This window comes from Dactylosporangium sp. CS-047395, from assembly GCF_050942185.1.
Lineage (GTDB): Bacteria > Actinomycetota > Actinomycetes > Mycobacteriales > Micromonosporaceae > Dactylosporangium.
On record NZ_CP192015.1, the window covers coordinates 10868772 to 10884996 of the forward strand.

The window sequence follows — 16225 nt, forward strand, 5'->3', positions numbered from 1 at the left end:
AGGCCCCGCACGCAGAGATCAGGGTGGCTAGGTGGCTGCGCTTGAGTCGGCGGTCAGCGGCCCTGGTGGCCGGCGACGGTGCCGATGGCGATGCTCAGGGCGATGAAGGCGAGGAGGCCGAAGACGGTTTGCCAGGCGCGGCGGTGGCCGAAGTTGATCGTCCAGCCGAGGCCGAGGCGCTTGGGGACGAAGAGGTTCGGGTCGTCTGGGTTGGCGTAGATGAAGCCGTACCAGCCTCGTTCTTCGTCGCGGCGGCCCGGGCGGGTGCGGACGCTGATGGGTGCGCCTCGGCGGTTGAACGGGATGACGACTACGGCCAGCGCACAGACCGCGACGATCAACGCGACCGCGAGCAACTGGGCGAGCACCGGATGGGTCATCTTTCGAGCATCCCACTCGCCGACAAGATGGTCGAGCGCTGCTACGAGAGCGAGGGTAGGAGGTTCGCACGTTGGGTGAGGAGATAATCGCGTTCTGCCGTGTTGCCGGTCAGTTCGGCGGCCGTTTTGTACGCTTCGCGGGCTTCTTCGGGGCGGCCGGCTCGGCGTAGGAGGTCGGCGCGGACGGCGTGGAAGACGTGGTACGTGGGGAGCGGCAAGGGCTCGATCAACCGCAGGCCGGCGGCCGGACCTTCCAGCTCGGCGATGGCTACGGCTCGGTTCAGGGCCACGACGGGCGAGGGTGAGAGGGCCATGAGCTGGTCGTACAGCTGGACGATCTGAACCCAGTCGGTCGCCTCGGCGGTCTCGGCGTCGGTGTGGACGGCGTTGATGGCGGCTTGGAGCTGGTACGGGCCGGGGCTGGCGCGGCGTAAGCACTCGCGGACCAGGCGGTGGCCCTCGGCGATCGCGTCGCGGTCCCAGCGCGTGCGGTCCTGCAGCGGCAGGGGGACCAGGGCGCCCTCGGGGTCGACGCGGGCCGGGCGGCGGGCGGCGGACAAGACCATGAGGGCCAGCAGGCCGGCGACCTCCGGCTCGTCCGGCATGAGGCGGCGCAGCATCCGGCCGAGGCGGATGGCCTCGGCGCACAGGTCGTCGCGGACGAGGGCGCCCGAGCTGGCCGCGTAGCCCTCGTTGAAGATCAGGTACACGACGGCCAGGACGGCGGTCAGGCGGTCGGGGAGGTCGGCGGCGCGCGGGACGCGGTACGGGATGCCGGCGTCGCGGATCTTGTTCTTGGCGCGGACGATGCGCTGGGCCAGGGTCGGCTCCGGGACCAGCAGGGCCCGGGCGATCTCGGGGGTGGTCAGGCCGCCGAGCAGGCGCAGCGTGAGCGCCACCTGGGCGTGCCGGGCCAGCGCCGGGTGGCAGCAGGTGAAGATGAGGCGGAGGCGGTCGTCGGGCTCGTCCGGTGGGATGTTATAGATCATCTCGGCCTCGGCGTGCTTCTCGGCGCGTTTGGCGTCGCGGCGGAGGCGGTCGATCGCGTGGTTGCGCGCGGTCGTGATGATCCAGCCGGCCGGGCTGGGCGGCGGGCCGTCGTCCGGCCAGCGCTGCAGCGCCGCGGTGAAGGCCTCCTGCACCGCCTCCTCGGCGAGGTCGATGTCGCCGAAGGTGCGGACCAGCACGGACACGGCACGGCCGTACTCCTCCCGGAAGACCCGCTCGACCGCCCCGCTCCTCATCGGAAGGGCCGCACCTCGACCGGCAGCGTGGTGGCCTCGGCGCAGCGGCGGCCCCACTCGAGGGCGGCGTCGAGGTCCTCGCACTGGATGATCGTGAAGCCGCCCAGGTGCTCCTTGCCCTCGACGAACGGTCCGTCGGTGACCAGCACCTCGCCGTCCTTGGGCCGCAGCGTGGTCGCGATGGCCGGCGGGAACAGGCCACCGCTGAACACCCAGACCCCGGCCTCCTGGGCGCTGCGCTGGTACGCCTCGACCCGCTCGATGATCTTCTGCATCTCGGCGGGCGGCGGCGGCTCGCCCTGGCTCGGCTCGATGACCGCCAGCAGGTACTGCTTCATGGTCTTCCTCCTCGTGAAGCGAACTTCCACCGGCCATACGAACCGAACCGCCCCGAATTCGACACCGCCGCCAAAAAAACGCGGCGTGGCGAGGGCGAGCGGGCTCAGTGGGCGCTGGACTTCGCCCAAAGGTTGATGCCCGACTCCGTCGCGTGCTTGTCGATCGCGGCCAGCTCCTCCGCCGAGAAGTCGAGGTTGGCCAGCGCCGCCACGTTGTCCTCGAGCTGGGCCACGCTGCTCACCCCGATCAGCGTCGAGGTGACCCGGGAGTCGCGCAGGGTCCAGGCCAGCGCCATCTGGGCGAGGCTCTGCCCACGGGCCGCGGCGAGGTCCCGCAGGGCGCGGATCTTGCTCAGGTTCTCCTCGGTGAGCCAGTCGGGCGAGAGCGAGCTGTTCTCGCTGGCCCGCGAGCCGGAGGGCACGCCGTTGAGGTAGCGGTCGGTAAGCATGCCCTGGGCGAGCGGCGAGAACGCGATGCAGCCCATCCCCTCGCGGTCGAGCACGTCGAGCAGGCCGTCCTCGATCCAGCGGTTGAGCATCGAGTACGACGGTTGGTGGATCAGCGCCGGCGTGCCGAGCTCCCGCAGGATCTGCGCCGCCTCGGCGGTCTTGGCCGGGGAGTAGGAGGAGACGCCGACGTACAGCGCCTTGCCGGCCCGCACCGCCGCGTCGAGGGCGCCCATTGTCTCCTCGAGGGGCGTGTCGGGGTCGAAGCGGTGCGAGTAGAAGATGTCGACGTACTCGAGGCCAAGGCGCTTGAGGCTTTGATCGAGGCTCGCGGTGAGGTATTTGCGCGAACCGAGGTCGCCGTAGGGGCCCGGCCACATGTCGTAGCCGGCCTTGCTGGAGATGACGAGCTCGTCGCGGTACGGGCGGAAGTCGGTGGCCAGGATGCGCCCGAAGTTCTCCTCCGCCGAGCCGTACGGCGGGCCGTAGTTGTTGGCCAGGTCGAAGTGGGTGATGCCGAGGTCGAACGCGCGCCGGGCGAGCGCGCGGTGCCCGTCGAGCGGCCGGTCGTGGCCGAAGTTGTGCCACAGTCCGAGGGAGACGGCGGGCAGCTTGAGGCCGCTGCGGCCGGTCCGGCGGAACTGCATCTGGTCGTAGCGCGAACCGTCTGCGGAATAGGTCACGACCCCACACTAAGACCGCTAGCCGATGGTACGGACGACGTTGCCCTCAGCATCGCGGATCTCCGAGCGGACGATCTCCACCACGATCGGCTCGGCGCCGGCGGCGGCGCGGACGCCGGCCGTGGGTACCAGCACCTGGAGCAGGCCGTCGAGGGCCTCGCCGGTCAGGCCGATCCGGAGATGGTTCTCGAAACCCTCCTCGGTGGCGATGTAGAAGCTGTCCGAGGCGAACTCGACGCTGCTCTCGGGCCCGTCCAGGCGCAGTGTGCGGCCGAACGGCAGGCGGCCGACCAGCGTCTCGGCCACCCGCGGGGCGACGTGGGCCCCGATGACCAGGCGGACCAGGTCGCCGTCCGGGCGCCAGCCGAACTCGGCCAGGGCGAGGGTCGCGGTGGAGGAGCCGTCGAGGCGGCGGCCCTCGTCGACGGTCTCGGCCACGGCCGGGTCGTCGGTGAGCGAGGCGCGGTCGAGGTCGGTGACGAGCAGCGGGATGCGCCGGGCGAGCAGCTTGAGGAAGTCGTCCACGCTCCAGGCCTGGGTCGCCGCGTACTCGTCCGCCGTGATGCCCACGACCTGCAGGAACTGCACCGCGCCGTTGGGGGTGTCGATGGCGCCGAGTTCCGGGTCCTCGGTGAAGACGACGGCCCGGATGAGCGTCTCGCGGTCCAGTGCGATGGGGCCGTTGAGGTCCATGTGGTGGTTGGGCTCGAACCAGTTGCCGGTCTGGAAGACGTACCGGGCGAGGTTCTGCAGGAAGTTCGCGGCCCAGATCGGCGGCTCGGTCTCGGCCGGGTCGCGGCGGATGCGGAAGGTGAACTCGAAGCCCCAGCCGGACTCGTCGGGGTTGTCGGACCGCTTGTCGTAGAGCTCGCTCATCCCGTAGGTGACCGCGTGCCAGTGCGGCACCGGGTCGAGGCGGGGATAGAAGCTGATGCCGTCGAGCGGATCGGGGCCGCCGAGCGCCCACTTGATGATCGTGCCGAGGTGCCGCGGCTCGACGCCGGGATAGCGCTGCGCCAGCGCCGCGTCGATGGCGTCCCAACCTGGCGTTTCGGAGGTCATGTCGAGCATTAAACCCGTTCGATGAACTAGATGCCCAGCCGTGCCGCGACCGTGGCCGCCGCCGGGTGCCCGAGGCGCTCGTAGATGGCGTGCGCCCGGCGCCAGAGTCCGATGGCCGGGGCCCCATCCAGCGCGTCGCCCAGCCGGGTGGCGGTGTCGGCCTCGTCCAGCCGGTCGCCGAGTTCGGTGTACTGCTCGAGCGCCGCCCGCAACCGATCGAGTGAGCGTTCGCGTTCGCCCAGCGCGGCGTGCACCCGGCCGAGGTGCGCCAGGGCGGCCGCCACCTCGTGCGGGTCGGCGTGCAGCGCCAGCGCGGCCTCGCCGTGGGCGACCGCTTCGGCCGCGCGACCCGCCTGCGCGTAGTGCCACGCGGCGGCCGCGTGCGCGGCGGCCTGGCCGTGGCGGTCCCCGGCCCGGCGGAACAGGGCCAGGGCGAGCTCGTCGTGCACGATCGCCTCGGCGAAGCGGGCCATCGATTCGAGCAGCGCCGCGAGGTCCTGCCGGCAGTGCGCGGCCGCGGCGGGATCGCCCTGGGCCAGGAAGCAGTCCGCCGCCTCCCGCAGCCGGCGCAGGGCGGCCTCGTGCTGGCCGGTGCGCAGGTACGCCGCCGACTGGGCCCGCTGCGCCCGCGCGAGCAGCGCCGCGTCGCCGAGCCGCGAGGCCGCGCGGATGGCGATCTCCTGAGCGGCGATGCGGTCGTCCCAGCGCCCGGCCGCGTCCAGGTGCGCGTCGAGCGCGTCGGCAATGCGCCAGGCGTCACGGTACCGTCGCCGCCGCATCGCCAGCCCCAGCACCGCGAACTCTGTGGCCTGGCTGACCAGCCGGTCCTGCATCGCCGCGCGCTCGGCCGCCGTGGTGCGCGCGGCCGCGTGTTCGCGCAGCAGTGGGTGCATCGCGTAGCGGCCCGGCCGGACCTCGGTGACGAGCTGCGCGCGGCTCAGCTCGGTCAGCGCGTCCACACTCGACTGTCCGATGAGGACATCTGCCTCGGCCGCCGACACGTACGGGCCGGGATGCGCCCCGAAGCCGCGGAACAGGTGCTGGGCGGCCGGGCTGAGCAGGTCGTACGACCAGGCGAAGACCGACTCGTCGGGCACGTCCGCCAGCCGCAGCTCCGGGTGCAGCGCGACCCGGGCCGAGACCACGGCGAGCGCCATCGGGAGCCGCCCGCACGCGGTGATGATGCGGTCCACGGCGTCCGGCTCGGCCGCGGTGCGCTCGGCCCCGACGCGCGCGGCGAGCACGGCCCGCGCCTCGGTGCGGTCGAGCGCCTCCAGCGTCACCGTCGCCACACCGTCCACTTCGGACAGTCGGCCGGGGCCGGCGCGACCGGTGATGAGCGCGACGCTGTCGCCGGCCGCCGGCAGCAGCGGGCGGACCTGCGCGGCGTCGGCGGCGTCGTCGAGCACCAGGAGCACGCCGCGGCGGGCGGTGAGGGTGCGGAACAGTCCGGTACGAGCGGACATGCCCAACGGCAGATCGGCCGGCGCCACCCCGAGGGCGTCGAGCAGCATGCGCAGCGCCTCGGCGGGCGGCAGCGGCGGGCCCGCCGGGTCGGAGCCGCGCAGGTCCAGGAAGATGGCGCCGCCGGGGAAGCGGTCGGCGATGCGATGTCCATAGTGGACGGCCAGGGCGGTCTTGCCGACGCCGCCGGGCCCGGCCAGCACCACCGCGCGGGCGTCGGACAGCAGGCGGTCGAGGCGGGCGATCACCCCGGCGCGCCCGGCGAAACCGGGGGTCGCGGGCGGAAGTCCGGGCCGGTCGGCGGGGTGGGCGGCGGCGACCGGGAGGAGCGGTTCCAGGGTCTCGATGCGCTCGCGGGCCGAGGCGAACGCGCCGCGCTCGGCGGGGCTGGCGCCCAGCAGGCGGACCAGGGCGTCCAGGCGCTCGGCGGGCGGCAGGGCGCGGCCGTCGAAGTAGGCGCCGATCGCCGTGCGCGGCCAGCCGGTGCGCGCGGCCAGCTCGGCGAACGTCAGTGGGGACGAGCAGACCCGGCGCGCCTGCCGGCGACGCAGGTCGCGCAGGAGGCCCGAGAGCTCGTCCAGGGTGGAGACACCCGATGGATCTACCACGTGCGGAAGCCTGCCACAGCGCATCAACTTCGGCGTGGCAAGACGAACGATGCCCTGCTCCGCCATGACGCAGAGCAGGGCATCGAACGACGCAGCGTCAGCCGCAGATGGCTTCGAGGTCCTTGCCGGCGGCGTCGATGTCGGTGGTCAGCTTGTCCATGTCGTTCAGCGAGTTGATCTTCGCCAGGTACTCCGGCGAGCCGAACAGCTTGATGCCGTCCGCGCCCTTGTCCAGCGCCGCCTGCAGCTTCGGGTCGGCCGCCTCGCTCTTCAGCGCGCGCAGCTTCTCGGCCAGCGCGTCCGCGAGCTCCTTGGCCTTCGCCGCCGCGGCCGTCTCGGCCGTCTTGTTCTTGGCCTGCTTGGCCGCGATCATGATGCCGATCTGCTCGCCGATCGGCTTGACGGCGTCCTCGGTGATGATCTTCTCGGCCTTGCCGCAGACCTCCTTGGTGTTGGCCGCGACGTCGACCGTGGGAGTCGGCGAGGCGGTCGTCGCCGCGGGAGCGGCGGCACCGGTGGAGGACGTGGCGGTGGTGGAGCTGTCGTCGGAGTTTCCGCAGGCCGCGGAGGTGCCGACGAGGGCGACGAGGATCGCCGCGGTCAAGAGCCGTCGCACAGTGGGGGTCTCCTCAATGTGTGCACGATGTGTGGGAGGCGTCACGCTCGGCGTTGCCCCGCGGGCTTTCCGGGCTCCCAGGGGCGAGCGGACGCCGGACTCTAGCAGCCGCGAGCGTATTCGCGTTGTGCAACATCTGCTCGGTAGCGCCGTACGGGTGACGGCCTATTGACGCAGCGCTGTGAGCTTGGTCGCACCGCCGCCTTGCCCTCGCCGGCCCGCTCGGGCACGGTGTCGGGATGCCCGACAACGCGCCCCCGGATCTCGCCTTCGAAGCCGGCACCGCCCGCACCTACGACGCGCTGTCCGTCAACCATCTGCACATCGTCAGCTCGGATCTCAGCGATCGGGCGCACTTGGAACTGTTCGCTTCGGCGGTACTGCGCGATCCCGGCCCCGTCGCCGACGTCGGCTGCGGCCCCGGAGGCGTCACGGGGTTGCTGTACGAGATGGGGCTGGACGTCTTTGGGGTGGACCTGTCGCCCGCGATGGTCGCGCTGGCCCGCACGACCCACCCGCACCTGCGTTTCGACATCGGCTCGATGCTCGCGCTCGACATCGCCGGCGGCTCACTCGCCGGCCTGCTCTCCTGCTACTCGTTCATCCACGTGCCGTGGGAGCTGCGCCCGCTCGTGTTCGCCGAGTTCCGTCGCGTCCTGCGCCCCGGCGGCGTGTTGATGCTGGTGTACCAGGTGGGCTCCGACTTCAAGCACCGCTCGTCCCACGACGGCCTGGAACTCGACGCGACCTGGTACCGCCAGCAGCCCGACGAGCTCGTCGGGCTGCTCGATGCCGCCGGGTTCGACGTGCACCACGAGGAGGTGCGGCCTCCCCGCGAGGGCGAACTAACGCCCCAGGGCCACCTGCTCGCGACGGCTCGGCGCCCAGAGGAAGACGATCGCGGCGAGCTCGCAGACCAGTGAGAGCGCCTGCAGCGCGATGATCGGCGCGGCGTACCCGGGCATCTGCGCGATCACGCTCGGCAGCGTCACGTGCGCCACGACCTGAATGGCCAGCACGAGCGTGAGAATGCGGCGCGCCTTGGGCCGCCCGCCGCGCAGCTTCAGGGCGCGAATGGGCAGCAGCACGGCGAGCACGAGATGCGGCACGATCGCGCCGATGCCGGCGGAGCCGAGGGCCACGAGCGTCACCCCGATGGCGAGCACGTGCAGCGCGGCGATGGCGAGTACGGCGGCGAGGGTCCGGTTCATGTTCTTCTCGGTCATGACTGAAAAGCTATGGCCGGGAGGGCTTGCGGACTCCTGCCCGCCGTCATCGCCGCGCCATGACGGATGTCATCCCCGGCGCTGTTAGGTTCGGCCGGTGACGTTCCCCGAGAACACCAAGACGTTCGCCGGGCGGCCGGTGGTCGAGCTGGAGTTGGGCGAGCCGCTGCCGCCGGTCGAGGGCCCGGTCGCCTGGCGGTTCGCGTACTGGGACGAGGATTATCCGAGCCGGCCCGAGTACGGGCCCTACGAGCCGTACCACGAGGCGCTCGACGAGCTGCTCGACGGGATCGACACCGAGGCCGTGCACGCGCTCGTGCTCGGGTCGTGGGGGTACGCGGCGTTCGCCGACGCGCCCGTCGCCAAGCTGTGCGAGGTCGCGCACCGGCTGCCGAATCTCGAGGCGCTGTTCCTCGGCGACATCGAGGCGGAGGAGTGCGAGATCTCCTGGATCCGGCAGCGGGACATCACGCCGCTGCTGGAGGCGTACCCGAAGCTGCGCGTCCTGCGCGTGCGCGGGGCCGAGAACCTGGAGCTGCGGCCGACCCGGCACGAGCGGCTGCGGGAGCTGGTGTTCGAGTCCGGCGGCCTGCCCGCCGGGGTCGTGCGGGGCGTGCTCGGCAGCGACTTCCCGGCGCTGGAGCACCTCGAGTTCTGGCTCGGGGTGGCCAACTACGGCGGCGACGCGACCGTGCGCGACCTGGAGCCGCTGCTCAACAACAACCCGTTCCCGGCGCTGCGGCGGCTGGGGCTGTGCAACTCGGAGATCGCCGAGCGGATCGCCGCGGCGCTGGCCGGGGCCCCGGTCGTCGGGCGGCTCACGGAGCTGGATCTCTCCATGGGCGTGCTCGACGACGCGGGGGCCGAGGCCCTGCTGGCCGGGCAGCCGCTGACCCATCTGCGGCGGCTCGACCTGCGGCACAACTTCCTGTCGCCCGAGTTCGCCGCGCGGATCGTCGCGGAGCTGCCCGGGGTCGACGTGGACGTCGCGGATCAGCAGGAGGAGACGCAGTGGGGCCGGTACACGGCGGTGTCCGAGTAGCACTCAGCCCCAGTTCTGCGGGGCCTGCGTCCTGGTCGTCGCGTTGATCCGGTTGAAGAAGTTGGTGGTGGCGATCCAGAGCACGATCGCCGACAGCTCCTTGTCGCCGAAGTGCTCGGCGGCCGCGTTCCAGATCTCGTCCGGCACGGCGTCGCCCTTGTCGGCCAGGCGGGTCGCGGACTCGGCGAGGGCGAGGGCGGCGCGCTCGGCGTCGGTGAAGTACGGCGTCTCGCGCCAGGCGGCGACGGCGAACAGCCGCTCGTCGGTCTCGCCGGCCTTGCGCATCGAGCGCGCGCCGGAGTCGACGCACGCGCTGCAGCCGTTGATCTGGCTCGCGCGCAGGTGCACGAGCTCCAGGACGGTCTGCGGCACGCCCGCCGAATGGGCCGCCTTGTACAGCAGGTTGACCGCCTTCGGCACGTCCGGCAGCAGCGCGGCGGGATTGTCGATTCGAGCCTGCATGGTTCGTCTCCTGTCACATCGGAGCGGTTTGCTTCGTCGCGGGTACGACGGAACGCTTTGCCGACTTGTGACAAAAGTGGCGTAGACCACAAATGGGGGGTATCTAGTGAGCGGCGACGAGTTGTTGACCGAGCAGTTCGAGGCCCAGCGGCCCCGGCTGCGCGCGGTGGCCCAGCGCATGCTCGGTTCGGCCAGCGAGGCCGAGGACGCGGTGCAGGAGGCCTGGCTGCGGCTCAACCGCGCGGACGCGGCCGGGGTGGACAACCTCGGGGCCTGGCTGACCACGGTGGTGGGGCGGATCTGCCTGGACATGCTGCGCACCCGTACCAGCCGCCGCGAGGACCCGCTCCCGCCCGTCGAACCGGTCGGCGGCGCCGATCCCGAGCAGGAGGCGGTCCTGGCCGACTCGGTCGGGCTGGCGCTGCTCGTGGTGCTGGAGACGCTGAGCCCGACCGAGCGGCTGGCGTTCGTCCTGCACGACATGTTCGCGGTGTCGTTCGAGGACATCGCGGTCGTGGTCGGCCGCACCCCGGCCGCCGCCCGCCAGCTGGCCAGCCGGGCCCGCCGGCGGGTCCAGGACGGGCCGGTGCCGCACGACGACGCCCAGCGCCGCCGCGAGATCGTGGAGGCGTTCCTGGCCGCGTCGCGGGGCGGCGACCTCGGCACCCTCCTGCGGCTGCTCGATCCGGACGTCGTCATGCGCGCCGACGAGACCGCCGCGCGGATGAGCGGCCACGGCGAGGTGCGCGGGGCCGAGGTGGTGGCCGGCTTCTTCAACGGTCGCGCCCAGGCCGCCCGGGTGGCCGAGCTGCTCAGCGGGCCCGGCGCGCTGGTGATGGTCGGCGGCCGGCCGCGCATCGCCATGACGTTCACCATCGTCGGCGGCCGGATCACCGCCATCGACGCCATCGCCGATCCCTCCGACATCGGCGAGATTTCGAAAACCATGGATTGATCGGGCGAATCCGTTCAGCCTGCCAGAGTGAAGAGCATGCTCGCGGCGGCCGCCACCGTCGCAACCCTCCTCGTCGCGACCCCGGCCGTCGCCAAGCCGGTGGACGCCGGCACGGCCATGTATCCGCGCGCGATCCGGCTGGCGGACGGGCGCGTCATCGCATCCATGACCCAGTTCCCGGCCGGCGGACCCGTCGGCGCGATCTACGAGAGCACCAGCGATTCGAGTGGCTTCCAGCGCGTCGGTACCGTCGCCGACCCCGACGCCCGCGCCGGCCTCTGCTGCACGACCCTGTTCCAGCTGCCCCAGCCGGTGGGCGGACTGAGCGCGGGCACGCTGCTGTGGGCCGGCGCCGTCGGCCAGGACGGCGGCAGCGGGCGGCGCATGACGATCCGCCTGTGGGCCAGCACCGACACCGGACGCAGCTGGCGGTTCCTCGCGACCGTTGCGCGCAGCGAGAACTTCGGCGGCCTGTGGGAGCCGGAGTTGTACGTCGATGCGGCCGGGCGCCTCGTCGCGCTGTTCGCCGACGAGAGCCGGCCCGGGCGGAGCCAGGTCCTGGTGCAGTCGATCTCGACCGACGGCGTGACCTGGTCGGCCCGCACGCCGATCGTGACCGGTCCGCAGCCCGGCCACCGCCCCGGCATGCCGGCCGTCGAACGGCTCGCGGACGGCCGGTGGCTGCTCGCCTACGAGGTGTGCGGGTTCGGCGGGCAGTACGACTGCGCGGTTCGCTCCCGCACCTCGACCGACGGCACCACGTGGGGCGACCCGGCCCGGCTCGACCCGGTGGTGACGGCGGGCGACGGGCGGTACCTCACCGCGACCCCGACGCTCGCGACCACCGCGACCGGGCGCGTCCTGCTGATCGGCCAACGGGTGCGCAACGCCGACGGCACCGACTCGGCGGTCAACGGCCGCGCCATGTTCACGTCCGTCGACAATGGACGGAGCTGGTACGCGACCGCCACCCCGGTCGCCGTTCCGGGCGCCCGCTCGGAGGTGTGCCCGAACTACAGCCCGGTGCTCGTGCCGACCGTCGACGGCACCGGCGTGCTGCAGGTGACCACCGACGACACCGGTTCCGGCTGCCACGCGAGCTGGGATTCCGGCCTCCTGCCGCCCACGACCACGCGGCCCGGCCGGTTCGCCAACGGCAGCGCCTGCGTGGACGTCGCCGCCGGTGGAAACGCCAATGCCGCAGCGGTACAGGCCTGGCAGTGCAACGACGCGCCCGTACAACGGTGGACCCTGCGCCCCGACGGCTCCATCGAGGCGCGCGGCCGCTGCCTGGACGTGCCGGGTGCGGCCACGGCGAACGGCACCCCGCTGCAGATCTGGGACTGCAACGGCGGGCCGGCTCAACAGTGGCTGCGCCGTACCGACGGATCCTTGTTCAATCCGAACTCCGGGCGATGCCTGGACGCGCCCGGCGGGAACACCGCCAACGGGACGCGCCTGCAACTGTGGGACTGCAACGGCCTGGCCCCGCAGCGGTTCCCGTTCGTCGCGGCTTGAGCTGTTGCTTGACGGGGCCCGGGCCGCCGCCTCCGCGGTGGCCCGGGCCGGTGCCTGACGCTTCGGGTCAGCCCAGTTGCTGCGTGGGCCGGACCAGCAGCTCGTTGATCGCCACGTGCCGGGGGCGGGTCACGATGTAGGCGATCGCGTCGGCGATGTCCGGCGCCTGCAGCCGCTCGACGCCCTCGAACCGCTGCTGGATCGTCTCGCGGACCTCCGGCCGGTTGTGCCCGGCCAGCTCGGTGGCGACGGCGCCCGGCTCGACCAGCGAGATCCGCACGAACCGCCCGGTGACCTCCTGGCGCAGGGCCTCGCTGAACGCCCCGACCCCGTGCTTGGTCGCGTTGTACACGCCACTCCCACTGCGCGCGACCCGCCCCGCGACCGAGCTGATATTCACCATGTCGGCGACCCGGCGTGGATCGGACCCGGCCGCGGCGAGCAGGTGCGGGAGGGCGGCGTGGGCGCAGTACAGCAGGCCCATGACGTTGATCGAGACCATCCGCTCCCACTCCTCGACCGGCGCGTCGACCACCGGCCCGAGCAGCATCACCCCCGCGTTGTTGACGAGCGTGTCGAGCCGCCCGAGCTCCTCGACGGTCTTGCGCACCACACCCTCGGCCTGCTCGCGGTCGGTGATGTCGGCCTCGATGACCAGCGCCTGCCCGTTGTTCTTGCGAATCCGCTCCGCCAGCTCGTTGAGCCGATCGCCGCGCCGCGCGGCCAGGGCGACGGCCGCGCCCCGCTCGGCCAACGCCTCGGCGGCCGCCTCGCCGATCCCGCTGGACGCGCCGGTGATCAGCGCGACGGTCCCATCAAGAGTTCCCATGCGCTCAGTCTCCTCCTCACCACCGTGTCGCCAGACGACGCGGTCAGGGCGCCCGGCCGGGCTCAGCGCAGGCCGATCTCCCGCAGCCAGGTCTCGGCCTGAGGCCGGGCTTGGTGCCCACGACCGGGTTCCTCAGGCTTCCGGAATCGGCCGGGCGACGGGCCGCTCGTGCGGCGCCGCGGTCCAGCTGGCGAGGAGGTCGAGGGCGTCCTGGGAGGGAGAGCCGGGTTCGGCGGTGTAGGCGTTGAGCCGCAGCCCGACGTCGGTGGTCAGGTCCAGGGACTCGTAGGCCAGCGTGAGGTCGCCGACCTCCGGGTGGTGCAGGTGCTTGACGCCGGACCGGTGCAGCCGCACGTTGTGCACGGCCCACCAGGTGCGGAACACGTCGCTGCGGGTGGAGAGCTCGCCGATCAGGTCGGTCAACGCCCGGTCGTACGGGTCGCGGCCGGCCTCCGCGCGCAGCAGTGCCACCGTGTCGCCGGCGAGGTTCTCCCAGTCGCGGTAGAACTCCTGGCTGGCCGGGTGCAGGAAGATGAACCGGGCGATGTTGGGCGTGGCCGCCGCGGTGTCGAACAGCGGTGCGAACACAGCCCGGCCGAGCGGGTTGGCGCCGAGCACGTCGAGGCGGCCGTTGCGCACGTACGCGGGGGCCATCGTCATCGCGTCGAGCAGCCGCTGCACCACCGGCCGCAGCTGCGACGTCGGACGCCGCCGCCCGCGAGCGGTCGCCGCGGTGGTGTTCGCCGCGCGGGCCAGGTCGAACAGGTGAGCACGTTCGGCGTCGTCGAGCTGCAATGCCCGTACCAGAGCCTCCAGGACACCGTCGGAGACGCCGGTGAGGTTGCCCCGCTCCAGGCGCGTGTAATAGTCGACGCTCACCCCGGCCAGCAGCGCCACCTCCTCCCGGCGCAACCCGCTGACCCGGCGGCGCCCACCGTAGTTGGGCAGGCCCGCCAGCTCCGGGGTGACCTTGGCCCGGCGCGTGGTGAGAAAGTCACGGATCTCGGCTCGGCTGTCCACACCCTCGACGCTACGACCGTGCGGACCGGTCTGGGAGGTTCTGCCAGTACCCCGGTCGAGGGTCACCACCAGAAGTTGTCCTGCGGCGAGTACGCCCGCTCGAGCTCGTCGAGCTCCGAGTCGGTCAAGGTCAGCTCCAGGGCGGTGACCGCGTCCGCGAGGTGGTGCGGCTTCGTCGCACCCACGATCGGAGCCGAGACCACGGGCTTGGACAGCACCCACGCGAGCGCGACCTGAGCCATCGGAACCGCGCGGGACTCGGCCACCGCCTGGATCGCGTCGACCACGGGCCGGTCCGTGTCCCGGTCGAACGCCTGGGCCACGGTGTCGGAGGACGACCGTGCGGTCTGCTCGCCCCAGGGCCGGGCGGCCCGGCCTTTCGCCAGCGGGGAGTACGGGGTCAGCCCGACGCCCTGGTCCAGGCACATCGGGATCATGTCCCGCTCCTCCTCCCGCTTGAGGACGTTGTACTGGTCCTGCATCGCCACGAACGACGTCCACCCGCCAAGCGCCGCCACGTGCTGCAACTTCGCGAACTGCCACGCCCACATCGATGACGCGCCCAGATAGCGGACCTTGCCCGCCAGTACCAGCGAATGCAGTGTCGCCACGGTCTCCTCGACCGGGGTGTCGGGGTCGAAGCGGTGGATGTAGTAGACATCGATGTAGTCGGTGCCCAGCCGCCGCAGGGAGGCGTCGACCTGCTCGAGAATTGCCTTGCGGGACAGGCCACTGCCGCCCGGGCCGTCGTGCATCTTCCCGCTGACCTTCGTGGCGAGCACGATGTCCTCCCGCCGGGCGAACCTGGTGATCGCCCGGCCGACGAACTCCTCGGAGGTGCCGGCCTGGTACACGTTCGCGGTGTCCCAGAACGTGACGCCGAGCTCCACCGCCTGCCGGAAGAACACGGCCGCGGCGTCCTCGTCCAACGTCCACTGGTGCATGCCGGCCGCGGCCACGCCGTAGCTCATGCAGCCGAGACCGATGCGGCTGACCCGCAGACCCGTTTCGCCCAGCCGTGTGTACCGCACCCCGCACCGCCCTCTCCGCTCGACCGCCGGCGCGCAACGAGCCGCGCCCTTGTCATCATGGCCCCGCAAAGACCTGCCGGGCGACGGTGATCGACGTCATCGCCTTCGGCCAGCCGGTGTAGAACGCCAGATGGGTGATGGACTCGATCAGTTCGCTCTCGGTCAGGCCGTTCTCTCTGGCCCGGCTCTCTTTGGCCCGGACGAGGTGGAAGCGCAACTGCTCGGCGTCTCCCCCGGCAACCAGGGCGGCGGCGGCCAGCCCGGCGGCGACGCGGTCGGGTGCGAGGGTGCCGCGTGCGTGGAACGTGCGTCGGGCAACGACGACTGGCCGAGGCGGTAGCCGTCGGGCTCGGTGACCCCACCAGCGGGATCGGCATCGGCTGAACGGATCGTGAGCCCTGCCGGATCGGAGCCAACCGGGGGCAACGCCGTGCACGCCTCCGGCCAGTACGAAGCCAGGCCCCGCCACTGAGATCGAACCGCGTCTGCCGCCCCACCGTGATCGGTCTTCAGCAGCCCGAAATCCACAGCGGTCAGATGCCATCGACCGGCCGTGACTCGTCGGATCGCTTTTCGGAACAGTGGACCAAGCGGAACAGACTCGCTCCGTCCAGCACGCACCGGTCCGGACCCTTCCGGAACAGCCGATCATTATTGGAACACTTCAGGTCCACAGTGGACGAAATCAGAGAGGCCGTTGAACTGCGTTTCCGCAGGTCAACGGCCTCTTGATGTTGCGCGCCCGAAGGGACTCGAACCCCTAACCTTCTGATCCGTAGTCAGATGCTCTATCCGTTGAGCTACGGGCGCTCGGTGCTCGCCTAGTGTACACACCAGGTTTTCGTCTTGCGCGGAGGCTCCGGGATTCGAACCCGGGATGGGCTTTAAGACCCAAACCGCATTAGCAGTGCGGCGCCATAGACCGAACTAGGCGAAGCCTCCAGCCGTCCCCGTCACCGGAGACCGCCGTCCGAGGATACAGGCAGCCCTCAGCACCCGGCAAAGCGGGTACACCTTCCGCGTCCTCCGCTTCCATCATCGCAGAACGGGTGCTCAGCGCGCTTGGCCATTACGCTCGTGCAGATGGGAGAGGACGCAACTCCGCCGCGGCGTCGGGACGAAGCTCAGCATCATGAACCGGAGACGGGCCCGCGGAAGGCTGCCCTTGGTGACACGTCTCTGCGCTTTGAGCCGCCGCCGCGCGATGCCTCGGAGGAGGACGGACCGAAGGCGCCACCTCGACCGCGTACGCCGGCTCCGACTACGCCGTTCGCCCCGGCGGCGCCTACGGTCGCCACGA

Annotated in this window: 17 protein-coding genes and 2 tRNA genes; 4 read left to right on the forward strand and 15 right to left on the reverse strand. The window is 71.8% G+C overall.

What is annotated here, in order from left to right; translation table 11 throughout:
* Positions 1-53 precede the first annotated feature (53 nt).
* From ACQP00_RS50750 to ACQP00_RS50780, 7 genes are all read right to left on the reverse strand, one after another.
* Positions 54-380, reverse strand: coding sequence for a DUF5808 domain-containing protein (locus ACQP00_RS50750; protein ID WP_433053123.1), 327 nt, complete (start codon positions 378-380; stop codon positions 54-56).
* A gap of 41 nt (positions 381-421) precedes the next feature.
* Positions 422-1624, reverse strand: a complete 1203-nt coding sequence (locus ACQP00_RS50755; RefSeq protein WP_433211566.1) for an RNA polymerase sigma factor — start codon at positions 1622-1624, stop codon at positions 422-424.
* Complete coding sequence (locus ACQP00_RS50760; protein WP_433211569.1) at positions 1621-1962, reverse strand: YciI family protein; 342 nt, start codon at positions 1960-1962, stop codon at positions 1621-1623. The genes ACQP00_RS50755 and ACQP00_RS50760 overlap by 4 nt, the downstream gene beginning before the upstream one ends.
* Positions 1963-2066: 104 nt before the next feature.
* Positions 2067-3056, reverse strand: a complete 990-nt coding sequence (gene mgrA, locus ACQP00_RS50765) for an L-glyceraldehyde 3-phosphate reductase (RefSeq protein ID WP_433224319.1) — start codon at positions 3054-3056, stop codon at positions 2067-2069.
* A gap of 54 nt (positions 3057-3110) precedes the next feature.
* Positions 3111-4154, reverse strand: a complete 1044-nt coding sequence (locus tag ACQP00_RS50770) for a suppressor of fused domain protein (protein ID WP_433211572.1) — start codon at positions 4152-4154, stop codon at positions 3111-3113.
* Between the two features lie 26 nt (positions 4155-4180).
* A complete protein-coding gene (locus tag ACQP00_RS50775) occupies positions 4181-6226 on the reverse strand; it encodes a helix-turn-helix domain-containing protein (protein WP_433211575.1) in 2046 nt (681 codons plus the stop codon).
* A 97-nt stretch (positions 6227-6323) separates the two neighbouring features.
* The gene (locus ACQP00_RS50780) at positions 6324-6842 is read right to left on the reverse strand and encodes a hypothetical protein (RefSeq protein WP_433211578.1); all 519 of its coding nucleotides are present in this window, start codon (positions 6840-6842) and stop codon (positions 6324-6326) included.
* A 239-nt stretch (positions 6843-7081) separates the two neighbouring features.
* On the opposite strand from ACQP00_RS50780, the gene ACQP00_RS50785 reads away from it, so the two are divergent.
* A complete protein-coding gene (locus ACQP00_RS50785) occupies positions 7082-7765 on the forward strand; it encodes a class I SAM-dependent DNA methyltransferase (protein WP_433211581.1) in 684 nt (227 codons plus the stop codon).
* Here ACQP00_RS50785 and ACQP00_RS50790 read toward each other — a convergent pair.
* Complete coding sequence (locus ACQP00_RS50790; RefSeq protein WP_433211584.1) at positions 7688-8068, reverse strand: hypothetical protein; 381 nt, start codon at positions 8066-8068, stop codon at positions 7688-7690. The genes ACQP00_RS50785 and ACQP00_RS50790 overlap by 78 nt on opposite strands.
* 97 nt (positions 8069-8165) lie before the next feature.
* Here ACQP00_RS50790 and ACQP00_RS50795 point away from each other — a divergent pair, with 97 nt between their 5' ends.
* Positions 8166-9110 carry an STM4015 family protein gene (locus tag ACQP00_RS50795; RefSeq protein ID WP_433211587.1) on the forward strand — a complete coding sequence of 315 codons (945 nt, stop codon included), beginning with the start codon at positions 8166-8168 and terminating at the stop codon, positions 9108-9110.
* A gap of 3 nt (positions 9111-9113) precedes the next feature.
* Here the strand turns inward: ACQP00_RS50795 and ACQP00_RS50800 are convergent, their stop codons facing one another.
* A complete protein-coding gene (locus ACQP00_RS50800; RefSeq protein ID WP_433211590.1) occupies positions 9114-9572 on the reverse strand; it encodes a carboxymuconolactone decarboxylase family protein in 459 nt (152 codons plus the stop codon).
* 106 nt (positions 9573-9678) lie between these two features.
* Between ACQP00_RS50800 and ACQP00_RS50805 the strand changes: the two genes are divergently transcribed.
* Positions 9679-10527 (forward strand): sigma-70 family RNA polymerase sigma factor, encoded by an 849-nt coding sequence (locus tag ACQP00_RS50805; protein ID WP_433211593.1) that lies wholly within the window; start codon positions 9679-9681, stop codon positions 10525-10527.
* A gap of 36 nt (positions 10528-10563) precedes the next feature.
* On the forward strand, positions 10564-12045 hold the full coding sequence (locus ACQP00_RS50810; protein WP_433224321.1) for an RICIN domain-containing protein: 1482 nt from the start codon (positions 10564-10566) through the stop codon (positions 12043-12045).
* A 67-nt stretch (positions 12046-12112) separates the two neighbouring features.
* Here ACQP00_RS50810 and ACQP00_RS50815 read toward each other — a convergent pair whose 3' ends face one another.
* From ACQP00_RS50815 to ACQP00_RS50840, 6 genes are all read right to left on the reverse strand, one after another.
* Entirely contained in the window at positions 12113-12874 is a 762-nt protein-coding gene (locus ACQP00_RS50815) for an SDR family NAD(P)-dependent oxidoreductase (RefSeq protein WP_433211596.1), read from the reverse strand.
* Positions 12875-13006: 132 nt separating this feature from the next.
* Positions 13007-13894, reverse strand: a complete 888-nt coding sequence (locus tag ACQP00_RS50820; protein WP_433211599.1) for a helix-turn-helix transcriptional regulator — start codon at positions 13892-13894, stop codon at positions 13007-13009.
* 62 nt (positions 13895-13956) lie between these two features.
* Positions 13957-14925 carry an aldo/keto reductase gene (locus tag ACQP00_RS50825; RefSeq protein ID WP_433211602.1) on the reverse strand — a complete coding sequence of 323 codons (969 nt, stop codon included), beginning with the start codon at positions 14923-14925 and terminating at the stop codon, positions 13957-13959.
* A gap of 55 nt (positions 14926-14980) precedes the next feature.
* Positions 14981-15142 carry a carboxymuconolactone decarboxylase family protein gene (locus ACQP00_RS50830; protein ID WP_433211605.1) on the reverse strand — a complete coding sequence of 54 codons (162 nt, stop codon included), beginning with the start codon at positions 15140-15142 and terminating at the stop codon, positions 14981-14983.
* Between the two features lie 520 nt (positions 15143-15662).
* A tRNA-Arg gene (locus ACQP00_RS50835) sits at positions 15663-15735 on the reverse strand.
* 41 nt (positions 15736-15776) lie between these two features.
* A tRNA-Ser gene (locus tag ACQP00_RS50840) sits at positions 15777-15867 on the reverse strand.
* Between the last annotated feature and the right edge of the window lie 358 nt (positions 15868-16225).

Bases quoted from the DNA above. Each gene is read 5' to 3' on its own strand.
- ACQP00_RS50750 (WP_433053123.1), bottom strand. From the start codon at position 380: ATGACCCATCCGGTGCTCGCCCAGTTGCTCGCGGTCGCGTTGATCGTC.
- ACQP00_RS50755 (WP_433211566.1), bottom strand. From the start codon at position 1,624: ATGAGGAGCGGGGCGGTCGAGCGGGTCTTCCGGGAGGAGTACGGCCGT.
- ACQP00_RS50760 (WP_433211569.1), bottom strand. From the start codon at position 1,962: ATGAAGCAGTACCTGCTGGCGGTCATCGAGCCGAGCCAGGGCGAGCCG.
- mgrA (WP_433224319.1), bottom strand. From the start codon at position 3,056: ATGCAGTTCCGCCGGACCGGCCGCAGCGGCCTCAAGCTGCCCGCCGTC.
- ACQP00_RS50770 (WP_433211572.1), bottom strand. From the start codon at position 4,154: ATGACCTCCGAAACGCCAGGTTGGGACGCCATCGACGCGGCGCTGGCG.
- ACQP00_RS50785 (WP_433211581.1), top strand. From the start codon at position 7,082: ATGCCCGACAACGCGCCCCCGGATCTCGCCTTCGAAGCCGGCACCGCC.
- ACQP00_RS50790 (WP_433211584.1), bottom strand. From the start codon at position 8,068: ATGACCGAGAAGAACATGAACCGGACCCTCGCCGCCGTACTCGCCATC.
- ACQP00_RS50800 (WP_433211590.1), bottom strand. From the start codon at position 9,572: ATGCAGGCTCGAATCGACAATCCCGCCGCGCTGCTGCCGGACGTGCCG.
- ACQP00_RS50810 (WP_433224321.1), top strand. From the start codon at position 10,564: ATGCTCGCGGCGGCCGCCACCGTCGCAACCCTCCTCGTCGCGACCCCG.
- ACQP00_RS50815 (WP_433211596.1), bottom strand. From the start codon at position 12,874: ATGGGAACTCTTGATGGGACCGTCGCGCTGATCACCGGCGCGTCCAGC.